The 25154-nt window shown below is 72.5% G+C and carries 20 protein-coding genes; 8 read left to right on the top strand and 12 right to left on the bottom strand.

Annotation, left to right across the window (positions count from 1 at the left end; all coding sequences use genetic code 11):
* Positions 1-46 precede the first annotated feature (46 nt).
* From EIW28_RS11195 to EIW28_RS11180, 4 genes are all read right to left on the bottom strand, one after another.
* Entirely contained in the window at positions 47-1261 is a 1215-nt protein-coding gene (locus EIW28_RS11195; RefSeq protein WP_232013932.1) for a S8 family peptidase, read from the bottom strand.
* 359 nt (positions 1262-1620) lie between these two features.
* Positions 1621-2781, bottom strand: a complete 1161-nt coding sequence (locus tag EIW28_RS11190; protein WP_197717206.1) for a S8 family peptidase — start codon at positions 2779-2781, stop codon at positions 1621-1623.
* Positions 2782-3048: 267 nt separating this feature from the next.
* Positions 3049-4596, bottom strand: a complete 1548-nt coding sequence (locus EIW28_RS24915) for a S8 family serine peptidase (protein ID WP_125247798.1) — start codon at positions 4594-4596, stop codon at positions 3049-3051.
* A gap of 313 nt (positions 4597-4909) precedes the next feature.
* Positions 4910-6739 carry an ABC-F family ATP-binding cassette domain-containing protein gene (locus EIW28_RS11180; RefSeq protein WP_232013931.1) on the bottom strand — a complete coding sequence of 610 codons (1830 nt, stop codon included), beginning with the start codon at positions 6737-6739 and terminating at the stop codon, positions 4910-4912.
* Positions 6740-6983: 244 nt separating this feature from the next.
* Here EIW28_RS11180 and EIW28_RS11175 point away from each other — a divergent pair, with 244 nt between their 5' ends.
* The 3 genes from EIW28_RS11175 (at position 6984) to EIW28_RS11165 (ending at position 11786) form a co-directional block, all read left to right on the top strand.
* Complete coding sequence (locus EIW28_RS11175; RefSeq protein WP_125247796.1) at positions 6984-8846, top strand: ABC transporter ATP-binding protein; 1863 nt, start codon at positions 6984-6986, stop codon at positions 8844-8846.
* The gene (locus tag EIW28_RS11170) at positions 8843-10636 is read left to right on the top strand and encodes an ABC transporter ATP-binding protein (RefSeq protein ID WP_125247795.1); all 1794 of its coding nucleotides are present in this window, start codon (positions 8843-8845) and stop codon (positions 10634-10636) included. The genes EIW28_RS11175 and EIW28_RS11170 overlap by 4 nt, the downstream gene beginning before the upstream one ends.
* Positions 10637-10865: 229 nt before the next feature.
* Positions 10866-11786, top strand: a complete 921-nt coding sequence (locus EIW28_RS11165; RefSeq protein WP_125247794.1) for a hypothetical protein — start codon at positions 10866-10868, stop codon at positions 11784-11786.
* A gap of 128 nt (positions 11787-11914) precedes the next feature.
* On the opposite strand, the gene EIW28_RS24180 is transcribed toward EIW28_RS11165, so the two are convergent.
* From EIW28_RS24180 to EIW28_RS11155, 3 genes are read right to left on the bottom strand one after another with little or no spacing between them, the layout of a single operon-like run.
* Positions 11915-12061 carry a hypothetical protein gene (locus tag EIW28_RS24180; protein ID WP_158630369.1) on the bottom strand — a complete coding sequence of 49 codons (147 nt, stop codon included), beginning with the start codon at positions 12059-12061 and terminating at the stop codon, positions 11915-11917.
* Complete coding sequence (locus EIW28_RS11160; RefSeq protein WP_125247793.1) at positions 12058-13230, bottom strand: pentapeptide repeat-containing protein; 1173 nt, start codon at positions 13228-13230, stop codon at positions 12058-12060. Before EIW28_RS11160 ends, EIW28_RS24180 begins: the two co-directional genes overlap by 4 nt.
* 30 nt (positions 13231-13260) lie before the next feature.
* Complete coding sequence (locus tag EIW28_RS11155; RefSeq protein WP_125247792.1) at positions 13261-14253, bottom strand: GlxA family transcriptional regulator; 993 nt, start codon at positions 14251-14253, stop codon at positions 13261-13263.
* 70 nt (positions 14254-14323) lie between these two features.
* Between EIW28_RS11155 and EIW28_RS11150 the strand changes: the two genes are divergently transcribed.
* Both EIW28_RS11150 and EIW28_RS11145 read left to right on the top strand, forming a co-directional pair.
* On the top strand, positions 14324-14659 hold the full coding sequence (locus EIW28_RS11150) for a cupin domain-containing protein (RefSeq protein WP_197717205.1): 336 nt from the start codon (positions 14324-14326) through the stop codon (positions 14657-14659).
* 179 nt (positions 14660-14838) lie between these two features.
* On the top strand, positions 14839-15132 hold the full coding sequence (locus EIW28_RS11145) for a DUF1905 domain-containing protein (protein WP_125247791.1): 294 nt from the start codon (positions 14839-14841) through the stop codon (positions 15130-15132).
* A 552-nt stretch (positions 15133-15684) separates the two neighbouring features.
* Here EIW28_RS11145 and leuA read toward each other — a convergent pair.
* The 3 genes from leuA to EIW28_RS11130 all read right to left on the bottom strand — a co-directional run bounded on the left by leuA (position 15685) and on the right by EIW28_RS11130 (position 19162).
* Positions 15685-17412: a 2-isopropylmalate synthase gene (leuA, locus tag EIW28_RS11140; protein ID WP_125247790.1), complete on the bottom strand. Its 1728-nt coding sequence runs from the start codon at positions 17410-17412 to the stop codon at positions 15685-15687.
* A gap of 253 nt (positions 17413-17665) precedes the next feature.
* Entirely contained in the window at positions 17666-18244 is a 579-nt protein-coding gene (locus EIW28_RS11135; RefSeq protein WP_125247789.1) for a nitroreductase family protein, read from the bottom strand.
* A gap of 135 nt (positions 18245-18379) precedes the next feature.
* Positions 18380-19162 carry a hypothetical protein gene (locus tag EIW28_RS11130; RefSeq protein WP_125247788.1) on the bottom strand — a complete coding sequence of 261 codons (783 nt, stop codon included), beginning with the start codon at positions 19160-19162 and terminating at the stop codon, positions 18380-18382.
* Positions 19163-19292: 130 nt separating this feature from the next.
* Here EIW28_RS11130 and EIW28_RS11125 point away from each other — a divergent pair, with 130 nt between their 5' ends.
* Both EIW28_RS11125 and EIW28_RS11120 read left to right on the top strand, forming a co-directional pair.
* Complete coding sequence (locus EIW28_RS11125) at positions 19293-20558, top strand: aspartate kinase (RefSeq protein ID WP_125247787.1); 1266 nt, start codon at positions 19293-19295, stop codon at positions 20556-20558.
* Positions 20559-20560: 2 nt separating this feature from the next.
* Complete coding sequence (locus EIW28_RS11120; protein WP_125247786.1) at positions 20561-21628, top strand: aspartate-semialdehyde dehydrogenase; 1068 nt, start codon at positions 20561-20563, stop codon at positions 21626-21628.
* A 102-nt stretch (positions 21629-21730) separates the two neighbouring features.
* Here EIW28_RS11120 and EIW28_RS11115 read toward each other — a convergent pair whose 3' ends face one another.
* On the bottom strand, positions 21731-22516 hold the full coding sequence (locus tag EIW28_RS11115) for a hypothetical protein (RefSeq protein ID WP_125247785.1): 786 nt from the start codon (positions 22514-22516) through the stop codon (positions 21731-21733).
* Positions 22516-23460 carry an ATP-binding cassette domain-containing protein gene (locus EIW28_RS11110; RefSeq protein WP_125247784.1) on the bottom strand — a complete coding sequence of 315 codons (945 nt, stop codon included), beginning with the start codon at positions 23458-23460 and terminating at the stop codon, positions 22516-22518. Before EIW28_RS11110 ends, EIW28_RS11115 begins: the two co-directional genes overlap by 1 nt.
* A gap of 284 nt (positions 23461-23744) precedes the next feature.
* On the opposite strand from EIW28_RS11110, the gene cysS reads away from it, so the two are divergent.
* Positions 23745-25145: a cysteine--tRNA ligase gene (cysS, locus tag EIW28_RS11105; protein WP_125247783.1), complete on the top strand. Its 1401-nt coding sequence runs from the start codon at positions 23745-23747 to the stop codon at positions 25143-25145.
* Positions 25146-25154 lie beyond the last annotated feature (9 nt).

Raw genomic sequence — 25154 nt, 5'->3', positions numbered from 1 at the left:
GCCCGCGCCGGACGGCGCGGGCCCCCTGCGCGTCCCGGGGAGGTCGCTAGCCGAGGAACCCGGTGTTCAGGAGCAGGTTCGGGCTGCCGTTGACGCCGGAGACGGCGTCGGGGACGGCGCCGCCGGTGAGGGCGGCGGCGACGTCGCCGGGGGCGGCCTCGGGGTGGGACTCGAGGTAGAGCGCGGCGACGCCGGCGACGTGCGGGGTCGCCATGGAGGTGCCGGAGATGGTGCGCTCGGCGTCGTCGCCGCCGATCCAGGCGGAGGTGATGCCGACGCCGGGGGCGAGGAGGTCGACGCAGTCGCCGAAGTTGGAGAAGGACGCGGCGGCGTCGCCGTCGTCGGTGGCGCCCACGGTGATCGCGGAGGGCGCGGAGGCCGGGGAGACGCCGCAGGCGTCCTGGCCCTCGTTGCCGGCGGCGATCGCGAAGGTCACGCCGGCGTCGACGGCGGCGGCGACGGCGTCGTTCAGGGCCTGGCTGAAGGACCCGCCGAGGCTCATGTTGGCGACGGCGGGGCCGGTGGCGTGCTCGGCGACCCAGTCGACGCCGGCGATGATCGCCGAGTACGAGCCCGAGCCGTTGTCGTCGAGGACGCGGACGGCGCGGACGGTGACGTCCTTGGCGAGGCCGTACGTGCTGCCGGCGATGGTGCCGGCGACGTGGGTGCCGTGGCCGTGGCCGTCGGCGGGGTCGGCGTCGTCGTCGATGAAGTCGTAGCCTTCGCCTACGCGCCCTTGGAACTCGGCGTGGGTGGCGTTCAGGCCGGTGTCGAGGACGAACGCCTCGACGCCGGCGCCGGTCTGCGTGTACTCGTAGGCGGCGTCGAGGGGGAGCGCGTCCTGGTCGACGCGGTCGAGGCCCCACGAGGGCGGGTCGGTCTGGACTTCGCTGGCGTGCGCGACCTGGTCCTGCTCGACGTACGCGACGTCGGGGTCGGCCGCGAGCTCGAGGGCCTCGGCCTCGGTGAGCTCGGCGACGTAGCCGTTGAGGGTGTCGAGGGTGTGCGCGATCTCGACGTCGACGCCGAGGTCGTCGGCGAGGGCGGTGAGGCCCTCGGCCCGCTCGTCGAGGACGACGATGTAGGAGCCGTCGATCGCGTCGGGGGAGTCGGCGCCGATGATGGCGGCCGCGGGCGCTTCGGCGTTCGCGTACGAGGTGGCGGCGATGGCGGACCCGCCTGCGGCGACCGCCGCGGCGGCGATGGCCGCGGCGGTGCGCGCGTGTCGGCGCCGGGGCTTGCTGATTCCTGCCGTTGACAAGGGGACTCCTTCGGTCGTGCCCGGGCGCGGTGCTTGGGCCGCGGTCCGGGGAGGGGGGTCGGGTGGGGCCCGGTGCTCTGGGGGGAGCGGGGGCGGGGGCCGGCGGCGTGCGCGGACCGGGCCCCCTCGGCCCGGTCCGCGGCGCCCGTCCGGGCGCTGCGGCCGCGGGACGGGCCGTCAGACCCTGGCAGTGAGCCTAAACGAGAGAACAAATCGTGTAAAGGGTTCGTACCGGATGTATGGATCAGTGAATGACCAACTCCCGCCAACTGTCCGAAACAGACGAACGGGCCGAGGCGCTGCGCTTGGGGCGCAGGGCCTCGGCCCGTGCGGGTGAGCGGCGGGGGCCGCTCACCGGATCAGAGGTACGTGTAGAGCAGCCGGTTGGGGCTGCCGGAGCCGGGGCTGGTCACGACGCCGGTGGTGGCGTTGGAGGTGATCCAGCTCGACACCGCGGAGGGCGACGCGCTCGGGTTGGCCTGGAGGTAGAGGGCGGCGACGCCCGCGACGTGCGGGGAGGCCATCGAGGTGCCGGAGATGGTGTTGGTGGCCGAGGTCGAGGTGTGCCACGCGGAGGTGATCGACGAGCCGGGCGCGAACACGTCGAGGCACGAGCCGAAGTTGGAGTAGCTGGCGCGCGCGTCGGTGGAGGTGGTGGCGCCGACGGTGATGGCCGTCGGGGTGGAGGCGGGGGAGCGGTTGCAGGCGTTGGTGGACTCGTTGCCGGCGGCGACCACGAAGGTGACGCCGGAGGAGACCGCCTGGGTGACCGCGTTGTTCAGGGACGCGGAGTAGCCGCCGCCGAGGCTCATGTTCGCGACGGCGGGCTTGATCGCGTTGGTGCGGACCCAGTTGATGCCGTTGATGACGCCGGCGGTGGTGCCGGAGCCGGCGTTGTCGAGGACGCGCACGCCGTGGAGCGTGACGCCCTTGGCGACGCCGTGGATCGTCCCGCCGACGGTGCCGGCGACGTGGGTGCCGTGGCCGTTGCCGTCCTGCGGGGTCGAGTCGTTCGAGATGAAGTCGTAGCCGTTGCCGACGCGGCCGCTGAACTGCGAGTGGGAGGCGTTGATGCCGGTGTCGATGATGTAGGCGTGCACGCCCGCACCGGTGTAGTTGTAGGTGTAGGTGCCCGACAGCGGCCGGTTGCGCTGGTCGATGCGGTCGAGGCCCCAGGTGGCGCCGGACTGCGTGGCCTGGGTGGTGAACGCGGCGTTCTGCTCGACGAACGCGACGCCGTCCTGCGCGGCGATCTCCCGGGCTTCGAGCTCGGTGGACTCGACGAGGAACGCGTCGACGCCGCGGTAGGTCTCGACGACGTCGGCGCCGCCGCCTTCGACGCTCTTGACCTGGGTCGAGAACGAGGCGTCGTCCTCGAGGACGACGATGTACTCGCCGGCGATGGCGCCGGCGGCGTCCTCGCCGAGGATCGTGCCGTACTGCGGCTCGGCTTCGGCGGCGGTGGCGGTGAACGCGAGCGCGGTGAGCGCCGCGGCGGTGAGCGCCGCTGCGGCGCTCATTCGCTTCCTGATGGGTGTCATGGACTTTCGATCCCTTCGGGTGGTCCCGGCGCGTCCGGTGCCGGGACGGGATGGGTGGGACTGCGGGTGCGGGGACCGGATCCGGGCCGGCGGGGGGCCGCCGGCCCGAGTCTCGGGGCGGGCGCCGGGGGGCCCGGTCGCGCAGCGGGGTGGCGGACGGTGCGACGGCTCCAGGTCGCGGTGTCCGGGTGCTGCGGCCGACGGGGAGGGCCCGTCCGGCGCCCGCTATTCAGTTGTCGGGGGGAATCAGAGCTCGAGGGTCCAGCTGTTCAGGGTCCCGGTGTCCCCGGCGTACGCGTCGACGATGCGCAGGGTCCAGGTCCCGGCGGCGGTCTCGTTCGCCAGGTTCACCGTGTAGGTCGCGATGACGTTGTCGGCCGAGTCGCCGCTGGAGGCGGTCTTGAGCGTGTAGGCGGTGCCGTCGGGGGCGATCAGGGAGATCGCGAGGTCGCCGCGCCAGGTGTGGGTGATGTTCACGGCCACGGTGCTGTTGGAGCGGGCGGTGCCGTCGCAGGCGACCGCGAGGGTCGAGTTGACGGTGGCGCGGTCGGCGATCGCGGTGCGGGTCGAGTTCGTGGCGGCGCAGTCGCTCGGCTCGCCGCCGCCGTCGCCGGTCCCGGTGTACAGCAGCAGGTTCGGGCTGCCCTGGGTGTCGGAGACGCGGCCCTCGCCGGCGTTGCCGGTGACCCAGGCGGCGACCTGGTCGGTGGTGGCGCTCGGGTTGAGCCCCAGGTAGACCGCGACGGCGCCCGCGACGTGCGGGGAGGCCATCGAGGTGCCGGAGATGGTGTTCGTGGCGGTGGCCGAGGTGTGCCAGGCGGAGGTGATGTCCACGCCGGGGGCGAACACGTCGACGCACGAGCCGAAGTTGGAGAAGTACGCGCGGGTGTCGGTGTCGTCGCTGGCGGCCACGGTGATCGCGGACGGCGCGGACGCGGGGGAGACGTTGCAGGCGTTCTGGTCCTCGTTGCCGGCGGCGACGGCGAAGGTGACGCCGGCGTCGACGGCGGCCTCGACCGCGTTGTTCAGCGACGCGGAGTAGCCGCCGCCCAGGCTCATGTTCGCCACGGCCGGCTTGATCGCGTTGGTGCGCACCCAGTTGATGCCGTTGACGACGCCGGCGGTGGTGCCGGAGCCGGCGTTGTCGAGGACGCGGACGCCGTGCAGGGTCGCGTTCTTCGCCACCCCGTACGTGGTGCCGGCGACGGTGCCGGCGACGTGGGTGCCGTGCCCGTTGCCGTCCTGCGGCGTCGAGTCGTTCTGGATGAAGTCGTAGCCGTTGCCGACGCGGCCGGTGAACTCGCTGTGGGAGGCGTTGATGCCGGTGTCCACGATGTACGCGTGGACGCCCGAGCCGGTGCCGAGGTACTCGTAGTCGCCGTCGAGCGGGAGGTCGAGCTGGTCGATGCGGTCGAGGCCCCAGGTGGCGCCGGGCTGGACGGCGGCGGCGGTGACGACCGCGTTCTGCTCGACGAACGCGACGCCGTCCTGCGCGGCGATCGCCCGCGCCTCGGACTCGGTGGACTCGATGAGGAAGGAGTCGACGCCGCGGTAGGTCTCGACGACGTCGGCGCCGCCGTCCTCGACGTCCTCGACCTGCGCCGAGAAGGAGGCGTCGTCCTCGAGGACGACGAGGTACTCGCCGGGGATGGCGTCGGGGGAGGCGGCCCCCAGGATCTCGCCGAGGGGTTCGGCGTGGGCGGCCAGGCCGCCGAAGGCGATGGAGCCGACCGCCGCGGCGCCGGCGATGGCGGCGGCGGATATTCGGCGGACGGAACGGTGCGAGACGGTCATCGGGGGGTACTCCCTCTCGGTTCAGTTGTTCACCACGCGAAGCGAAGAGATGGGACGCATCCGCGCGGAAGACACAGTTCGGTGGAACCGGCCCTTTCGGGCTTTCAAACCGAGGTTAGGGAAGTCACAACATAAAGTGAAGACCCTGGAAGACCCCCATAAATCAGTGAATGAAGAGTCGGTTACCAACCGGTATGGGAGCGTTCGAAACTGATAGGATCTTTGGCTCCGTTATGGAGCCGTGACCGTCCGCGGCCCCGCGCCCCGTCCCGTGCCGACCGGGAAGCAGCAAGGGCCGCAACGGAACCCGCGCCTACTCGGCGAGCTCCATCCACCGCTCCTCGATCTCGTCGCGCTCGGCCTCGAGCGCGGTCAGCCGCCCCTGGAGCTCGGCGAGCTTCGCCGGGTCGGTGGCGAACGCCGCCATCTCCCCGTGCACCCCCGCGATCTTCTCCTCGGTCCGCTCCAGCCGCCGCTCCAGTTTGGACAGCTCCTTCTGGACGGCCCGGTCGACGGCCCCCGACGGCTTCGCCGCCTGCGGTGCGGCCGCGGGCGACTCGCCCGCACGCGCTCCGGCCGCGCCCTTGCCCGTGCCGGCCTTCACCGCCTCGCCGCGCCGCTCCAGGTACTCCTCGACCCCGCGCGGCAGCATCCGCAGCCGCCGGTCGCCCAGCAGCGCCCACGTCTCGTCCGCGACCCGCTCGGTGAAGTACCGGTCGTGGCTGACCACCACCATCGTCCCCGCCCAGTCGTCGAGCAGGTCCTCCAGCTGCGTCAGCGTCTCGATGTCGAGGTCGTTCGTGGGCTCGTCGAGGAACAGCACGTTCGGCTCGGCCATGAGCAGCCGCGCCAGCTGGAGCCGCCGCCGCTGCCCGCCCGAGAGGTCCCGCACGAGCGTGCGCTGGCGGCCGCCGACGAACCCGAGCCGCTCGGCCAGCTGCCCGGCGCTCATCTCCTTCTTCCCGAACTGGACCCGCTTGGCGACCAGCTCGATCGCCTCGAGCACCCGCCAGGACCCGTCGAGGTCCTCCATGTGCTGGGTCAGCCACGCGAGCTTGACGGTGCGCCCGACCTTGACGCGGCCCGCCGCCGGCTGCCGCTCGCCCGCGCCGTCCCAGTCCGCGGCCTCGGCGAGGGTCCGCAGCAGCGAGGTCTTCCCGGCCCCGTTGACGCCGAGGAGCCCGATCCGCTTGCCCGGGCCCAGGATCCAGTCGAGGTGCTCCAGGAGCGTCTGGTCGCCGGCCTTGACGGTGACGTCCTGGGCCTCGAACACGGTCTTGCCCAGCCGCCCGGTCGCGAACGACACCAGCTCGGCGGTGTCGCGCGGCGGCGGCTCGTTCGCGACGAGCTCGTTCGCGGCGTCCACCCGGAACTTCGCCTTCGACGTGCGCGCCTTCGGTCCCCGGCGCAGCCACGCCAGCTCCTTGCGCATGAGGTTCTGGCGCTTCTCCTCGGCGACGTTCGCCTGCCGCTCCCGCTCGGCCCGCGCGAGCACGTACGCCGAGTACCCGCCGTCGTACTCGAACACGCTGCCGCGCTGCACGTCCCAGATGCGGTCGCAGATCTCGTCGAGGAACCACCGGTCGTGGGTGACGACCACGATCGCCGCCCGCGTCCCGTTCAGGTGCCCGGCCAGCCACGCGATGCCCTCGATGTCGAGGTGGTTCGTGGGCTCGTCGAGCAGCAGCAGGTCGGCGTCGGCGGTGAGCACCCGCGCCAGATCGGCGCGCCGCCGCTCCCCGCCCGACAGGACCCCGATCCGCGAGTCGAGCCCCTCCGGCAGCACGGGCGCGTCGAGGCCCCCGAACAGGCCGGTGAGGATCTCGCGGACCCGCGGGGACGACGCCCACTCGTGCGCGTCCGCGCCCTGGAACAGCGCCTCCCGCACCGTCGCGGCGTCGTCGAGGCCGTCGGTCTGGCCCAGCACCGCGACGCGGGTGCCGCCGGTGTGCACGACGCGCCCCGAGTCGGGCTCGTCGGCGCGCGCGATGAGGCGCAGCAGCGTCGACTTCCCGTCGCCGTTGCGGCCGACGACGCCGACGCGCTGGGAGGCGGCGATGCCGAGGGAGACCGCATCGAGGACCACCTGGTCGGGGTAGGCCTTCGAGACGGTTTCGAGATTGACGAGATTGGGCGCTGACACGAGGATCAAGCCTACCCGGGCCCGCGGTGGCACTCGATCGGGTGACATGAGGGCCGCGGGGGCCGGTTTTCGTCGGTCCCGAGCGGGAGGATCGCACCTTATTCTTCCCCCGGGCGGGTGGGGGTTCGGGATGGCAGTACACGGAGCCCGCCCACCCGCCCTGCGGGCGGCGCACGCCCCGCGGCGCCGCTGACCCTGCTATGGTGTCATCGAACAGTCATCATGACGTCATGAATGGATTCATATGGCACCCCCAGTGACCAGCGGCCCCGCCTCCGACCGGTACGAGTCCGCCCGCGCCGTCCTCGCCGTCGTCCGCCTCCTGCCCCGCATCAGCCGCCCCCGCACCGCCCTCTTCGCCGCCACCACCGTCCTCACCGCCGCCCTTCCCCTCGCCATGACCGTCGCCACCGGCCTCCTCATCGGCGCCGTCCCCGCCGCCGCCCAAGCCGGCCCCGGCTCCCCCGAAGCCCGCACCGCCTACCTCCTCCTCGCCGCCGGTGCCACCGCCCTCCTCCTCGGCCGCCTCGTCTCCCACCTCCACGACGCCGTCGCCTTCAACCTCGGCCGCGACCTCGAACTCCTCCTCCAAGACCGCCTCCTCGCCGCCGTCGCCCGCCCCGTCGGCATCGCCCACCTCGAAGACGACCACGTCCTCGCCCTCCTGCGCATCGCCCGCCAACTCGGCGCCGACTTCATCCGCCCCGAACGCGCCATCCGCGGCCTCGCCGCCATCGCCCCCGAATTCCTCTCCGCCGCAGGCGCCTCCGCCGTCCTCGCCCACTTCAACCCCTGGCTCGGCCTCGCCTGGCTCCTCGCCTGGCCCGCGATCTTCATCGCCATGCAGGCCGACTACACCCGCGTCGGCAAGACCGCCTACATGCGCTCCACCGAGATGCGCGAGACCGAGTACCTCCGCGACCTCGCCATCACCGCCGCCCCCGCCAAGGAGATCCGCGTCTGGGGCCTCATGGACTGGCTCCTCGACCGCTACGACCGGCAGTGGCACGACCGCATGGACCACGCCGCCCGCCACCAGCGCCTCCGCCCCGCCACCGCCGTCGGCGTCATCGGCACCCTCCTCGCCCTCACCGCCGCCACCGCCTTCGCCCTCGCCGACGCCGGCCTCACCGGCGCCGTCGGCTTCGCCGCCCTCGCCGTCTACCTCGTCGCCCTCACCACCATGTTCAACTTCTCCGCCTTCGACGACACCGCCGCCTTCCTCAGCCTCGGCGCCCTCCCCGTCCCCAAAGTCCTCGCCCTCGAACACGAACTCGCCGAAGGGAACCCCACCCCCACCGCCGAACTCCCCGCCACCGCCCCCGCCGAGACCATCCGCTTCGAGCAGGTCGACTTCGCCTACCCCGGCGCCGACCGCCCCGTCATCGCCGGCCTCGACCTCGAGATCCAAGCCGGCACCTCCCTCGCCGTCGTCGGCCACAACGGCGCCGGCAAGACCAGCCTCGTCAAACTCCTCGCCGGCCTCTACGAACCCACCGGCGGCCGCATCACCGCCGACGGCACCGACCTCGCCGCCGTCGACCCCGCCGCCTGGCGCACCCGCCTCTCCGCCCTCTTCCAGGACTTCACCCGCTACCAGCTCACCGTCCGCGACAACATCGCCTTCGGCGCGCCCCACCTCGCCGCCGACACCGACCGCATCTGGAAGGCCTGCGAGCCCATGGGCATCCGCGCCCTCGTCGAATCCCTCCCGAACGGACTCGACACCGTCCTCTCCAGCGAGTACGGCGGCGGCACCGACCTCTCCGGCGGCCAGTGGCAGCGGATCGCGCTGGCCCGGGCCCTGTTCGCCGTCCAGGCCGGCGCGAAGGTCCTCATCCTCGACGAGCCGGCCGCGGCCCTCGACGTGCGCGCCGAGGCCGAGCTGTACGAGCAGTTCCTCGACATCACCGCGGGCCTGACCACGATCGTGATCTCGCACCGGTTCTCGACGGTGCGCCGCGCCGACCGCATCGTCGTCCTCGACGGCGGCCGCGTCGTCGAGGACGGCTCCCACGACGACCTCATGGCCCTCGGCGGCCGCTACGCCGAGGCGTTCACCCTCCAGGCCGACCGCCTCGCCCGAACCTCCCAGGAGCAGCAGTGATCCACCGCCTCGCGAACGGCCTGCGCGGCCTGAAGTACGCCCTCGCCGTCGGCTTCCGCGCCCACCCGAAGGCCACCGCCGTCCAGATCGTCCTCGGCGTCGCCCAGGCCGTGCTCATGCCGGCCACCGTGTACCTCACCAAGGTCCTCATCGACGCCGTCCAGACCGGGGACGCCCGCGCGGCGTGGACCGCCGCGGGCGGGCTCGCGCTCGGCGTCGCCCTCATCTGGACCGTCGTCTTCGTCTACGTCAAGCTCGTGTTCCTCGTCCTCGACCACACCGCGCGCGCCTCGGACCGCGAGGTCATGGAGCTCATGGGCACCCCGCCGGGCCTCGACCACCACGAGCGGCCCGGGCACCTCGACCAGGTGCAGCGCATCCGCGAGGACCGGTGGCTGCTCGCGGGCGGCGTCAACTGGCTCGCGCAGTGCCTGCGCGCGCTCGTGACGATCGGCGTCGGCGGCGCCCTCCTCGCCGCCGTCCACCCGCTCCTCCTCGTGTTCCCGCTCGTCTCCCTGGGCGCCATGGCGATCGCGAAGCGTGCCGGGGACATCGAGGTCGAGGTGCAGGAGGCCACGAGCGAACCGGAGCGGCGCCGCCGCCACCTGTTCGAGGTCGCCACGCTCGCCGAGTCCGGGAAGGAGCTGCGCGTCTTCGGCTCCGCCGCCGAGATCGGCCGCCGCCACCACGAGGCCGGCGCCGCGGTCGTCGCCGAGCGCAACCGGGGCCAGTGGCGGGCCGCCCGCATGGCCACCGGCGAGGGCGTCCTCTCCGCCGCGGGCATGGCCGCCGGGATCGGCATCGTCCTCTACCTGGCGATCCGCGGGCAGGCGACCGCGGGCGACGTCGTCCTCCTCGTCTCCCTCATCGGCATGGTCGCCGGCGCCGCGGGCGGCATCGCGATCCAGTCGGCGCTCCTGGTCCGCACCGGGAAGCTCGGCACCCGCCTGCTGTGGCTGCGCGCGTACGCGAAGCAGTCCAGCGGGCCCGCCGTGCCGCTCCCGGTCCCCGACCGGCTCGAGTCCGGCATCCGACTCGACGGCGTCTCCTTCGCCTACCCCGAGTCCGAACGGGCCTCCCTCGACGGCGTCACGCTCACCCTCCCCGCCGGGAAGGTCGTCGCGCTCGTCGGCGAGAACGGCGCCGGCAAGACCACCCTCGTCAAACTCCTGTCCGGTTTCTACCAGCCGACGTCCGGGAGCATCACCGTCGACGGCACCTCTTTGAGCGAGTTCGAGACCGACGAGTGGCGGTCGCGCATCGGCGCGACCTACCAGGACTTCACCCGCTTCGAGTTCACCGCCCGCGAGACCGTCGGCATCGGCGACCTGCACGGCGGCTATGACGACGCGACCGTTCGCGCCGCCATGACCCGCGCCGGCGCCGAGGACGTCATCGACGACCTCCCGCGCGGCCTCGACACCCGCCTCGGCGCCCGCTGGGACGACGGCACCGACCTCTCCGGCGGCCAGTGGCAGAAACTCGCCATCGGCCGGGGCCGCATGCGCCCCGATCCGCTCCTCGTCGTCTTCGACGAGCCGACCGCCGCCCTCGACCCGCAGACCGAGCACGCCCTCTTCGAGCGCTTCGCCGACGAGGTCCGCGCCGGCCGGGCCCGCGGCACCGTGACCGTCCTCGTCTCGCACCGCTTCTCCACCGTCTCCATGGCCGACCTCATCGTCGTCCTCGACGGCGGCCGCATCGCCGAGGCAGGCACCCACGACGAGCTCATGGCCCGCGCCGGCGCGTACGCCGAGCTCTACACCCTCCAGTCCTCCGCCTACCGCTGAGCACCGCCGCCGCGGGGCCATAGAATGCGGGTCCCGGCCCCACCCGGCCGGGACCCCGCCACCCCGAACCGGAAGCGCCCCAATGGAACACGAGACCACGGACCCGGACGCCACCCCGAACGGCGCCCCGCGCGCCACCGCGCCCGGCGCCGACCTGCGCTTCGACGCCGCGGGCACAGACGCCCCTGCCGCGGGCCCAGGCTCCGCCGCGTCCGGCAATGAGCTGAGAATGGACGCAACCGCCCTCAACGGCGACCTGGAGGCTGCGTCCGGGGTTGACCTGCGCATCGACGCCCCGGGCGCAAACGCCCGTGCCGCCGACCCACGCCTCGCCGCCGACCCGGGCTCCGCCGCGTCCGGGGTTGACCTGCGCATCGACGCCCCGGGCGCAAACGCCCGTGCCGCCGACCCACGCCTCGCCGCCGGCCCGGAGACCGCGCCAAGCACCGGCGCAACCGCCCACAGTGGTGACCCGCGCCCCGAATCCCTCGGAGGCACCGGCAGCCCGGATTCGGGCACGCCGCGCGACGACGTACTCCACACCACCGATGAACCCGACTCCGCCCCACCGGGGGGCGACCTGCGCATCACCGTCGAACCCGGCATCCCGCGCCCGCGCGGCGACCAGGACCAGCCCGGCGAACGGCCCGCGGCAGCGCCCGGCGCCTGCCCGCACCGCGTGCGCGTCCGCGACCTCACCCCCGGCGGCCGCGTCCTCTACATGACCGGCCTCGCCGCGGTGACCACCGCCGCGATCACGCAGCTCCTCGCGCTGTTCCTCGGCGGCTTCCTCCTCTCGATCGGCGCCGAGATCGGCGGCCTCGTCCCCGTCGCCACCGGCGGCCTCCTCGTCCTCGGCACCATGCTCGGCATGATCGGCGTCTTCGCCCTCGTCGGCACCTGGCGCCGCCTCCACCGCCCCGAAGCCCCCATCCCATGGCTCACCGCCGCCGGCACCCTTCTCACCCTCACCGCCGCCGTCCTCATCGGACTCTGGGTGGAGGTCCCCTCCCTCGCCGTCCTCGCCCTCCCCACCGCCGCGATCACCGCCCACCTCCTCCACCTCCGAACCGCCCTCGCCCCCAGGGACAACTGCGACACCGACCCGAACCTCCCGCCCCGCGCCCGCACCTGGCTCGCCCGACCTTGACGACCTGCGGCGGCAGTGCCTAGAATCCCGCCGCCCCGCCGCCCCGCCGCCCCGCCGCCCCGCCGCCCCGCCGCCCCGCCGCCCCGCCGCCCCGCCGCCCCGCCGCCCCGCCGCCGGGACCTCGCCCTTCACACGATCGAGCGCCCCAGCGAGCTCCCGCCCGCCGCCGGTTCGCCGCGCCGCGGATGCAGCCGGACCGCCGGCCGCCCCAGTCGCGCCAGGCCCGGGAACAGCGCGAGCACGTCGTACGGCCGCGGCGGCGTCGTCAGGCTCATCGCTCCGGCGCGTCCTCGGGCAGCCGCACCGTGGCCGGCTCGTCGGCCAGATTGAACACCGGCGGATGCGACCAGTCCGCGACCTGCGAGAAGTCCAGCGTCGCGGCGCTGATGTCGGGCCGGTCGAACACCACCGCCGTGCCCGCGAAGCGGGCGCCGCGGAAGTCCAGGAGCGGCTTCGCGCCCAGCACCGGCGACGAGCAGACCGTCTTCGCGAAATGCACCTGCCCGCCCGCGAACAGCGCGCCGTCGAACGACACGTCCCGCGTGAAGTGCGCCGAACTGAAATCGAGCACGCCCGCAGCCACGGTCGTCTCCGTGAGCAGCACCGGGCCCGCGAACCGCGTCTCCGCGAACCGCAGCCGCGCCCCGAGGAACCGCGCCCGGTTGAAGTCCACCGGGCCCTCGAACCGCACCCGCGAGAAGTCGATCGTGCCCGCCGTGAACCGCCCGAACGCGAACGAGACCCGGCCCAGGAACAGGGCGTCGTTCAGATTGCCGCCGTCCAGGTTCGTCCCGGTGAAGTCGAAGTCGTGCTCATGCCAGGTGCGGCCCGGGACCGGGGCGCGGCGCAGCCGCTCGCCCACCACGTTCAGGACCGAGTGCCGGATCAGCCGCTCCTCCAGGACCGGCCGGAACCGCCGCGGATTGTTCGCCGCCTCCCGCTCGTGCCGGAACGGCGGCGTCTCGTACGGCATCCGCACATACGCGCACAGCACGTTGATGCACGTCTGGCGGCCCGCGTCCCAGTCGTCGGCGAGCGCCGCCATCGCGTACACGCCCGCGAGCCGGTTCGCCGCGCGCTGCGACGACAACTGCTCCGCCGCCGACGCGAACCGCTCGTTGAACAGCTTCGTCGACTCGCGGATCTCCGTCGCCTCCGTGATCCGCTGCTTGCGGTACGACACCGTGAGCGCGATGACACCGCCGATGCCCGCGATCGCATACAGCGACAGCCGGATCACCTCGAGCGTGGTGCGGTCGTTCGGGTCCGGGCTCAGCGGCGACGTCAAGTCGGAGGTGAGCAGCCACAACAGCCCCGACAGGAGCAGCACCGCGACCACCACCATCAGCAGCACGTGCAGCGACAGCGGAAAGGTGGGGCGCTCACCGCCGCCGCGCTTGAGCACGGTGCGGAAGGCGCTCAGGGGTTCACGAGGCCTCGACACCGTTCGGTTGTACCAGACGCATGCGACATCTCACCGGGCCGAGACCGCACCGAACCGGCCTTGACCAGCGCCGACGGCGTCCCGCCCGAACGCGCGCCGGTACGCGGCCGGCGTCGTCCCCAACCGGTCCCGGAACCGCCGCCGCAGGTTCAGCGCCGACGACAGGCCCACCCGCACCGCGATGCTCTCCACCGGCAGGTCCGTGTCCTCCAGCAGCGCCTGCGCCGCCGCGATCCGCTGCGACAGCAGCCACTGGCCCGGGCTCGTGCCCAACTGCTCGTCGAACCGCCGCGCGAGCGTCCGCGCCGACATGCGCCCCCGCTCCGCCAGGTCCTCCACGCTCAACGGCTCGTGCAGCCGCTCCGCCGCCCACTCCAGGACCGCCCCCAGCGACTCCGTCGGCTCGTCCACCGGCTCGACCGCGTACTGCCGCTGCCCACCCTCCCGGTGCGGCGGCATCACCATGTGCCGCGCGATCCGCGACGCCAGCCCCGCCCCGTGGTCCGAACGCACCAGGTGCAGGCACAGGTCGATCCCCGCCGCGGTCCCCGCGCTGGTGGCGATGTCGCCCTCGTCCACGTACAGCGCGTCCGCGTCGACGTCCACCCCCGGATACCGCGCCGCCAGCTCCGCCGCGTACCGCCAGTGCGTCGTCGCCCGCCGCCCCTCCAGCAGCCCCGCCTCCGCGAGCAGGAACGCCCCGGTGCAGATCGCCACCATGCGCGCCCCGCGCGCGTGCGCGGCCCGCACCGCCCCGAGCAGCGCCTCGCTCGACGGCACGTCCTTCTGCGACCAGGCGGGGATCAGCACCGTGTCCGCGGTCTCGAGCGCCTCCAGCCCCACGGTCACCGCCAGCGCCCACCCGGTCTTCGTCGGCACGATCCCCGGGTGCTCGGTGCACACCGTGAACTCGTACCGGCTCGGCAGCCGCGGCCGGTCCAGCCCGAACACCTCGGCGGCGCTGGCGAGCTCGAACTCGGCCTGCGGGGGTTGCACGAGGGCGGCGACGCGATGAAGACTCATGGCATGAAAGTACCCCAAGATGACGATCCTGTCACTGGTCCGCGCCTCCGGCACCCGGGAGGATCGAGTCATGCACGGGACTATGAACAAGGCGCGCAACGACATCCAGGCCGTCCAAGTCGACGCGGTCAAACCCGTCGAGGTCGCCCCGGGAGTCATCCGCCGCCGCCTCCCGGGCCCCGGCCGCGCCGACGGCTGGCTCTACGACCTGGTACCCGGGATCGAGTGGCCTGAATCCGACCTCCACGAGGGCCTCGCCCGCAGCTACTACGTCCTCTTCGGCGAGATCACCGACGAGCACCGCGAACTCGGCCCGGGCAGCTACCTCGTCCTCGCCCCCGGTGACCCCTTCCGCCCCCGCACCACCACCGGAGCCCGCCTCATCGGCACCAGCACCCCAGCCTGACCCGCCTCCGGCGGGCAGCATCTGGGCCCGACCGACCCCAGGGCGCCGGCACCTCCCCGCTCGACCTGCTCCCTGGCGCCGGCACCACCCACGGCTGACCGCCTCTGCGCCTCTCCGATCGAGGTCGGGCCGGCCGAAGCGGGTCGGGTGTGTCGGGCGGGGTTCGTATCCTCGGAGGCATGGAACTGGAGTTCAGCGGCGAGGTCTGGCACTGGCGGGGGCCGGCGCCCTGGTACTTCGTGACCGTTCCCGAAGACGGCTGCCGCGAGCTGGCGGCGGCCTCGGCGGTGGTCAGCTACGGGTGGGGCATGGTCCCCGTGACGGCCCGCATGGGCGGAGTCTCCTGGGAGACCTCGTTGTGGCCCAAGGACGGGCGCTACATCGTCCCGCTGAAAGCGGCCGTCCGGAGGCGGGCCGGCGGCGTCGACGAAGGCGACACCGTCACCGTCCGGCTGTCAGTCGAGATCGACTGACCCGACGGCGCGGCCCGATCGGTCAGTTTTGGTCGGGTCGGGTTCGGTGCTTGTTCTTGGTTGTTGCGGGCGGCCGTCCTCGTCAGGGCGGCCGCCCGCATGCTCCGCGGAGCGGTGGTACCGGCGGGGACCCGGTGCGCGGGCGGCTTCCCGCGCTCGGGCCTCGGTATGGCGACGTTCGCGAATCCCCTCTGTCGCCGCCATCCCGCCGATACCGGATGACGTTTTTGCTATCCACTACAACAGAAGGGCCCAGCAAGTGTCGAATGTGAACATCGTACTTGTGGATAACTCTGTGGGTATCGGTGTTTTCGCTGCTTGCGCTGGTTGTGGATAACCCTGGGGATGCCCGTGGGGGCGGGCCGCGATGCGGCCCGCCCCCACGGGTTTCTTGCTGCTGTTCGGTCGCCGGCGCCGCCTCATCGGTCCCATTGGTGTTGGGACCCTTGGTGAGCGGGTGCCTTTTGGGCGCCCGCTTGGATTCGTGCGCGTCGGAGCCGGTTCTTCGGCTCGGGTCGGCGACCTCGCCGGGGCTCGCGCCCCGGCGACGGTTCAGGCGCGGTTGTAGGCGCTGGCGACCGCGCGCATCGTCGCGAGGACGATGTTCGGGTGGACGCCCGCGCCCCAGACGGTGCGGCCGTCGATCGCACACTCCACATAGGAGGCCGCCTGGGCGTGCTGGCCGGCCGACAGGGCGTGCTCGGCGTAGTCGAGGACCTCGACGTGGACGCCGACCGTGGCCAGGGCGTCGGTGAAGGCCGAGAGCGGGCCGTTGCCGTTGCCGGTGACCTTCTGCTCCACGCCGTCCAGGACGATCGTGGCGTCCAGCGTCAGCTTCTCGTCGGCGTACGTCGTGTTGTGGTCCTCCACGACCAGGCGCGTGCGCGGCTGGTACTCCGGGTGGTACTCGCTGCGGAAGACCTCGTGGATCTCCTCGGTCGAGATCTCCTTGCCGGACGCGTCGGTGCGCCGCTGGATCGCCTGGCTGAACTCGATCTGCATGCGCCGCGGCAGGTCGAAGCCGAACTCGCTCTGCATGACGTACGCGACGCCGCCCTTCCCGGACTGCGAGTTCACGCGGATGACCGCCTCGTAGGTGCGGCCGACGTCCTTCGGGTCGATCGGCAGGTACGGGACGCCCCAGGTGAAGTCGTCGACCGGGACGCCCGCCGCGTCCGCGTCGGCCTCCAGGTGCGTGAAGCCCTTCTTGATCGCGTCCTGGTGCGAACCGGAGAACGCGGTGTACACCAGGTCGCCCGCGTACGGGTGCCGCTCGTGGACCGGCAGCTGGTTGCAGTACTCGACGGCGCGCTTGATCTCGTCGATGTTGGAGAAGTCGATCTCCGGGTCGACGCCCTGGCTGAACAGGTTCAGGCCCAGCGTCACCAGGCATACGTTGCCGGTGCGCTCGCCGTTGCCGAACAGGCAGCCCTCGACGCGGTCGGCGCCGGCCTGGACGGCGAGCTCCGCCGCGGCCACGCCGGTGCCCCGGTCGTTGTGGGGGTGGACCGACAGGATCAGCGACTCGCGGTTCGGCAGGTTGCGGTGCATCCACTCGATCGAGTCGGCGTACACGTTCGGGGTGGCCATCTCCACGGTCGCCGGCAGGTTCACGATCAGCGGCCAGTCCGGCGTCGGCTGGATGACCTCGGCGACCTTCGCGCACACCTCGACCGCGTAGTCGAGCTCGGTGCCCGTGTACGACTCGGGGGAGTACTCGTAGCGGATCGCCGTGTCAGGGGTGTGGATCTCCCGGTACTTCAGGCACAGCCGCGCGCCCTGCGTCGCGATGTCGGTGATGCCGTCCTTGTCCAGGCCGAACACGACGCGGCGCTGGAGCACCGACGTCGAGTTGTAGAAGTGGACGATCGCCTGCTTCGCGCCGCGCAGGCTCTCGAAGGTCCGCTCGATCAGGTGCTCGCGGCACTGCGTCAGGACCTGGATCGTGACGTCCTCGGGGATGAGGTCCTGCTCGATCAGCATCCGCACGAAGTCGAAGTCGGTCTGCGACGCCGACGGGAACCCGACCTCGATCTCCTTGTAGCCCATGGAGACCAGCAGCTGGAACATCTTCTTCTTGCGGTCGGGGGTCATCGGGTCGATGAGCGCCTGGTTGCCGTCGCGCAGGTCGACCGCGCACCAGACCGGCGCCTTGTCGATCACCCGGTCGGGCCAGGTGCGGTCGGGCAGGGCGACCTTGAACTGGGAGTGGTACGGCTGGTAGCGCTTCGCACGCTCGGCGAAGGGCGCGGCCGAGCTGCGGGAAGAATCGGATGTCACGGATGCTCCTGGGAAATGACGCTGGTGGTCTGAGTCTTGGGGACTGATCCAGCCGGCATGCGAGAACCCGCGGCGAGGGAGCCGACCTAGTTGGCCCCGCCGCGGCAGATAAGGAGCATCGAGTACCGCATGACCCCGCGAGCGTACACCGCGGAACCCGCGCCGGTCGATCCCGATGCCCGGATCGTGGGACGGCGCGGCGCGGTGGACGCGCCGCCGTCCGGAACCCGACAGCCGCCCGGGCGGCGCGCCGCTACGGCCGGATGAGCAGCTCGTCGACCGCGAGGCGCACGCGCGCCGCCCGGTCCGGGCCCGCCACCGACTCCGGCAGCGCGGCCGGGTCGCCCGCGACGCCGATCGCCGCCACCGTGGTCGGCACCAGCGGCGCCGCCAGGTCGAACTCCGCGGCCAGCGCCGCGGCGTCGAAGCCGCCCATCTGCCGGACCGTCAGGCCCTCGGCGGCGGCCTGGAACGTCAGGTGCGCCATGGCCTGGCCGAGGTCGTACATGGCGTGCGAGAGCGGGCCCTTCGCGTTCGCGTCGGTGCGGACGGCGACGAGCAGCGCCGAGGCGTGCGAGGCCCAGTCGCGGTTGCCGGGGTTGAGGCAGTCGAGGACGCGCTTGAACTCGCCGGTGTCGCGGCGCGCGAGCAGGAACCGCCACGGCTGCGTGTTGCCGGCGCTCGGGGCCCAGCGGGCGGCCTCGAGGAGCGCGGCGGCCTGGGCGTCGCTCAGGTCGACGCCGGGGGCGAAGGCCCGGGTGGAGTGTCGGGTGGCCAGCAGCGGGTGGATGGGGACCGCGGTCGTGGCGTGGCGGTCGGTGGGTGTGTTCATGCGCGCTCCTTCAGTGGCAGCGGGGCCCGCTGCCGGCGGGTGCCCCGGGGGCGGCCGGTCCGGGCGGGTCGGCGTCGTCGCCACCGTTCATGGTGCCACGCTCGGCAGTCGAAACCGCACGTCCTGTCGCTTTCCTTACTCTCCGGTCGTCCCTTCGGGGGACGGCGCCGCGGTCGCCGGCGGCGTCGCCGAGGGCGTCCCGGCCGGTGCGGTCGCGGACGCGGCCGGCGTGGGGGTCGGCTCGGGGGGCGCCTCGGCGCCGAGCGGCTCCTCGTCGACGACGTCGCCGGGGAGCTCGACGGTCGCGGCGGCCGCGGCGGGCTCGCGCGCGAGTTCGAGGGTGCCGAACGCGGCGCTCTCGACCGCGAGGATCGTGCCGGCCTGGTCGAGGCACCACTCGCCCGGCGGGATCGGCGGGTCGACGACGACCGTGTTCGGGGTGAGCGTGAAGCAGTCGCCGTCCTGCGCGACCGAGAACGGCAGGTGCCGGTCGAGGAGCTGCGGCAGCCATTCGACGAACGGCCGCTGCACGTGCGGGTCGTACTCGCGCGGGACCTCGCCGGTGATCCCGGCGAGCTTGACGCAGCGGCCGGCCGCGCACTGGAAGAACCCGCCGGTCGTCCACGCGACGGACACGTCGACGGTGCCGCCGAGCGCCCAGTCGGGGACGTCGACGCGCCAGGTGCCGTCCTCGGCGGCCCACACGGTGACCGTGCCGCCCTGCGACCACGTGTACTCGGCGGTGAAGGCGGTGTCCAGGGCCCGGGCGGCGCGCCCGATCAGGGTCGCCTGGGCGCTGTGGCGCCGCGGCGCCTCCTCGGGGCGGTCCTCGGCGGTCGCGGTCCCGCATCCCGCGAGCGCCAGCAGCGCGGTGACCGTGAGCGCCGCCACCGTCCGGTTCGTCCTTCTCGTTCCCACCGGCCGATTCTCTGTCCCGGCACCCGGAACGACCTGGCGACACACCGGTAGGCGCAGCTAAGGTGACATGGCCGCCCCCCAGTGGGCGCCGTGAATACCACGCGAGACATGAGCGAGTGAGGTGAAACCCGTGGCGCTAGTCGTGCAGAAGTACGGCGGATCATCGGTCGAGAATGCCGAGCGCGTCAAGCGCGTCGCTGAGCGAGTGGTGGCCACGCGAAAGCGCGGCGACGACGTGGTCGTCGTCGTCTCCGCCATGGGTGACACCACCGACGAGCTGCTCGACCTCGCCGCCCAGGTCTCCCCCGTCCCCGAGCCGCGCGAGCTCGACATGCTCCTGACCGCCGGCGAGCGCATCTCGATGTCGCTGCTGGCCATGGCGATCAACGACCTCGGCTTCCAGGCCAGGTCCTTCACCGGCTCGCAGGCGGGGATGCTCACCACGGCCGTCCACGGCGGGGCCCGCATCATCGACGTCACGCCGGGGCGCATCCGCGCGGCCCTCGACGAGGGCTACATCACGATCGTCGCCGGGTTCCAGGGCGTCAGCCCCGACACGAAGGACATCACGACCCTCGGCCGCGGCGGCTCGGACATGACCGCGGTCGCGCTGGCCGCCGCGCTCGAGGCCGACGTCTGCGAGATCTACTCGGACGTGGATGGCGTGTTCTCCGCCGACCCGCGGATCGTGCCCAACGCGAAGAAGCTCGACGCCATCACCTTCGAGGAGATGCTCGAGATGGCCGCGTCCGGCGCGAAGATCCTGTACCTGCGCAGCGTGGAGTACGCCCGCCGCTACGGCATCCCGCTGCACGTCCGCTCGTCGTACTCGAACAAGACCGGCACGATCGTGTCGGGTTACATGGAGGAGCTTCCCGTGGAGCAAGCACTCATCAGCGGCGTCGCACACGACCGCTCCGAAGCCAAGATCACCGTCACCCGCGTGCCCGACAAGCCGGGCGCGGCGGCCTCGATCTTCCAGGTCATCGCCGACGCCGAGGTCGACATCGACATGATCGTGCAGAACGTGTCGACCGCGGGGAACGGCCACACCGACATCTCCTTCACCCTCCCCAAGGAGTCCGGGCCGAAGGCCACCGGGGAGCTCAAGCGCCACCAGGAGGCGATCGGGTTCGAGAAGCTCATCTACGACGAGCACATCGGCAAGATCTCCCTGGTCGGCGCCGGGATGCGCTCGCACCCGGGTGTGACGGCGAACTTCTGCCAGGCGCTCGCGGACGCGGGCGTGAACATCGAGATCATCTCCACCTCGGAGATCCGGATCTCGGTGGTGTGCCGGGACACCGACCTGGACGCGGCGGTGCGGGCGGTGCACGACAAGTTCGAGCTCGGCGGTTCGGAAGAGGCCGTCGTCTACGCGGGGACGGGGCGGTAGCCGTGGGACGCAAGCTGAACGTCGCGATCGTCGGCGCCACGGGCGTCGTCGGGTCGATCATGCGCCGGCTCATCGCCGAGGAGCGCGGGAACTGGGGCGAGGTGCGGCTGATCGCGTCGCCGCGGTCGGCCGGGAAGCAGCTGGACGTCGGCGACGAGGTGCTGACGGTGCAGGCGATCTCGGCGGAGGCGTTCGACGGGATCGACATCGCGCACTTCGACCTGCCCGACGAGGTCAGCGCGGAGTGGGTGCCGGTGGCGGCCGCGAAGGGCGTCGTCGTGATCGACAAGTCCGGGCACTTCCGGATGGACCCGGAGGTGCCGCTGGTGTGCCGGGAGGCGAATCCGGGGGAGGCCGCGAACCGGCCGAAGGGCATCATCGCGAACGCGAACTGCACGACGCTGGCGCTCATCCCGACGCTCGCGGCCCTGAACGAGGAGTTCGGGCTGGTGTCGATGTCGGTGGCGTCGTACCAGGCGGCCTCGGGCTCGGGCAAGGACGGGCTGGAGGCGCTGTACGCGCAGTTGCAGAAGGTCGCGGGCGTCGAGGGCGTCGGGACCATGGGCAGCGACCTGCGGCTGGTGCTCGGCGAGGAGTTCAACGCGCCGTTCGGGGCGCCGCTGGCGCTGAACGTGGTGCCGAAGGTCGGCGGCTGGAAGGACGACGGCTGGACGAGCGAGGAGCTGAAGGTCCGCAACGAGTCCCGCAAGATCCTGGGGCTCCCGGACCTGAAGGTCGCCTCTACGTGCGTGCGCGTGCCGGTCGCGGTCGGGCACTCGCAGGTCGTGCACGCGACGTTCGAGCGCGAGGTCACGGTCGCGGACGCGCACCGGGTGCTGGGCGCGGCCGACGGCGTCACGCTCGTCGACGACCCGGCGAACGGCGTGTTCCCGATGCCGGTCGACTCGGTCGGCAGGAGCGGCACGCAGGTCGGGCGCATCCGGCAGTCGATCGACTTCCCGAACTCGCTGGAGTTCTTCGTGGTCGCCGACAACCTCATGAAGGGCGCGGCCCTGAACTCGATCGAGACCGCGGACCTGGTCCGGCGCGAACTCGAAGCGGCCCAGTAGGGGTCGGACACCGCGGATCGGCGACCCCGCCCGAGGGGCAGCCGGGACTGACGGCAGCGGCCCGTGGCGAAGGCCACGGGCCGCTGTGTCGCGCGGTGGGTGTTATGCGTCGCGCTTCTTGAAGAGGATCCAGGCCGCGCTGAGGATGAGGGCGGCGAAGAGGGCGAAGACGCCGCCGGAGGCCCAGCGGGAGAACAGGTCGAAGTCGGGCGCGCCGGGTCCGAAGTCGGGGGCGGCGAGCTCCATGAGGCGGGCGCCGTCGGTGAACGGCAGGAACTTCACGACCGGGACGAGCCAGTCGAGCTGCGGGATGTTCGAGAGGCCGAAGATCATGTTCTCGATGATGAGCGGCATCAGGAAGATGACCACGAGCGCCGAGGGCACGCCCCGGAACAGCAGGCCCAGGCCGAAGCCGACGAGGACGTACAGCAGCACGTACAGGACGTACCCGATGAGGGCGGTCCCGAGCGGGTCCTCGAACAGGCCGGGCGCCTCGCCCCACACGACGTAGACGACGCCGAGGTTGATCGCCATCTGCACGATCGTCACGGCGAGCGTCGTCGTGAGGACCACGGCGAGCTTGGCGAGGATGAGCCGGTTGCGCTGCGGCAGCGACGTCAGGGTCGGCTGGATGGTGCCGTGCCGGTACTCGTGGCCGCACGCGAAGATCCCGATGATCGCCATGAACACGGCCAGGAACGGCAGTCCGAACCCGGCTGCGCCGTTGAGCGCGATCCACAGCACCTCGGTGCTGATCGGGTCGTTGCGGCCCGCGACCCCGAGGAGGACCGCGACGCCGGTGGTGACGAGCAGGCCCATCCCGATGAGCCAGTACGTGGAGCGGAGCGTGAGCAGACGCGTCCACTCGAAGCGCAGTGCGTCGAGCATCAGAGGGCCTCTCCTTCGGGGGCGGCCGGTCCGCCGGCGCGCACGGGTTCCTTGGCGACGAACTCCTCGGAGGCGCCGGTCGCGGACATGAACGCCTCCTCCAGGGAGGCCCGGCGGGTCGACAGCTCGTGGAGCTCGACCCCGGTCGTGAACGCGAGGTGCCCGACCTTCCCGATCTCGAGCCCGGAGACGACGAGCGCGCCGTCCTCGGCCTTCACCTCGCCGCCCTCGGCCTCGAGCGCGGCGGTGAACCCGGCGGTGTCGGGGCCGCGCACGACGACCTGCGACTGCGTGAACTCGCGGACGAACGTGTCGACGTCGCCGTTGAAGATCATGGTGCCGCGGCCGATGACGACCAGCTCGTCGGCCATGAGCTGCATCTCCGACAGCAGGTGGCTCGACACGAAGATGGTGCGGCCCTCGGCGGCGAGCGTCTTGAGGACGTCGCGCATCCAGTGGATGCCGTGCGGGTCGAGGCCGTTCGTGGGCTCGTCGAGCAGGAGGATCCGCGGGTCGCCCAGGAGCGCCTGCGCGAGCCCGAGGCGCTGCGCCATGCCGAGCGAGTACCCCTTCGGCTTCTTGCGCTTGACGTCGCCGAGGCCGACGAACTCCATGACCTCGTCGACGCGCCGGTCGGGGATGCGGTTCCCGGCCGCGAGCATCCGCAGGTGGTTGCGGGCCGACCGGGTGGGGTGGAACGGCTTGGCCTCCAGGAGCGCCCCGACCTCGTTTATGGGGCGGCGGATCGTGCCGAACCGCTTCCCGTCGAACAGGGTCTCGCCCTCGCCGTGGTCGAGGCCGAGCATGAGGCGCATGGTGGTGGACTTCCCGGACCCGTTCGGGCCGAGGAATCCGGTGACGACGCCGGGCCGGACGTCGAACGAGAGGTGGTCTACGGCGACCGTCTTCCGGTACCGCTTGTACAGACCCTTCGCGGTGATCATTGGGCTCCCATCGGGGATCGCGGGTCAGGGACGGCCTCAGTCTATGAGCGACAGCGCCCTCCGCACATGGGCGCGAGGACCGATTCCGGGGTCGTTCCCGAGGAGGAGGCGCCCCTCCGGCGCAGTACCGGAGTACTACTCGCGGCCCGGCCCGCGCCCGCCCCGGCGCACCCGCCCCGCCCGCCCCGGCCACCCGCCGGACGCGCCGCCCGCCCCGATCGCGAGCCCTTGACACGCGGCCCTCGGCGCGCTAAGCGAACCGCCCCGTTGTCTAGACTTGACGCGTGAGCCTGCGACTGTACGACACCGGCACCCGATCGATCCGCGAATTCCAGCCCCGGAATCCCGGCCGCGTCGGCGTATACCTGTGCGGCCTCACCGTCCAGGGCCCCCCGCACCTCGGCCACCTCCGCGGCGGCGTCGCCTACGACGTGCTCATCCGCTGGCTCCGCCGCGACGGCTACCAGGTCACGTACGTGCGCAACGTCACCGACATCGACGACAAGATCCTCGTGCGCGGCGAGGAGCAGGGCCGCCCCTGGTGGGCCATCGCCTACGAGAACGAGCGCCGCCTCGCCCGCGACTACGCCGCCCTGAACGTCGCGCCCCCCACGTACGAGCCGCGCGCCACCGGCCACATCACCGAGATGATCGACCTCATCGCCGAGCTCGTCGACCGCGGCCACGCCTACGCCACCCCCGCCGGCGACGTGTGGTTCTCCGTCTCCTCCTGGCCCGCGTACGGCGAGCTCTCCCACCGCCGCCCCGAGGACATGCTCGCCAGCGCCGAGCCCGGCGGCGGCAAGCGCGACTCCCGCGACTTCGGCCTGTGGAAGGCCCACAAGCCCGGCGAGCCCGAGGACGCCGCGTGGACGTCCCCGTGGGGGCGCGGCCGGCCCGGCTGGCACATCGAGTGCTCCGCGATGGCCCGCCGCTACCTCGGCGACGCGTTCGACATCCACGGCGGCGCCACCGACCTCATGTTCCCGCACCACGAGAACGAGCTCGCGCAGTCGCGCGGGGCCGGGCTCGGGTTCGCGAACTTCTGGGTCCACGGCGGCCTGCTCAACCTCGCCGGCACGAAGATGAGCAAGTCCCTGGGGAACACGCTCAGCGTCGAATCCTTGGGGGAGAAGGGCTTCGGTCCCGCGGACCTGCGCTACTACCTGACGACGGGCCACTACCGGTCGCCGCTGGAGTTCTCCGAGGACCTGCTGCGGGAGGCGCAGTCGGCGTGGGAGCGGCTGTCGAACCTCGTGCGCCGCGCGGTGGAGGCGCTCGGCGCGGAGGCCGTCATCGGCGGGTCCCTGCCGCCGGAGTTCACGGCCGCGATGGACGACGACCTGAACACGCCCGCGGCCGTGGCCGTGATCCACGACATGGCCCGCGAGGGCAACGCCGCGCTGGACGCGGGTGACGACGCGGCCGCGGCCCGCGCCGCGTCCGGCGTCCGAGCTATGCTCGACCAGCTCGGCCTCGACCCGCTCGACCCGCACTGGGACGACCCGGGGGACGCGAAGCTCACCGGCGCGGTCGACGCGCTCGTGAAGCTCGCACTCGAACAGCGCGCCGAGGCCAGGGCCCGCAAGGACTACGCGGCTGCCGACCGCATCCGCGACGACCTCGCGCACGCCGGCATCACCGTCAAGGACACCCCTCGCGGTCCCGTGTGGACCGTGGACTAGGCGATCGCC

The organism is Glycomyces terrestris (assembly GCF_003933745.1).
Classification (GTDB): Bacteria; Actinomycetota; Actinomycetes; order Mycobacteriales; family Micromonosporaceae; genus Glycomyces; species Glycomyces terrestris.
This window is presented reverse-complemented; position numbering and strand designations above follow the sequence as displayed.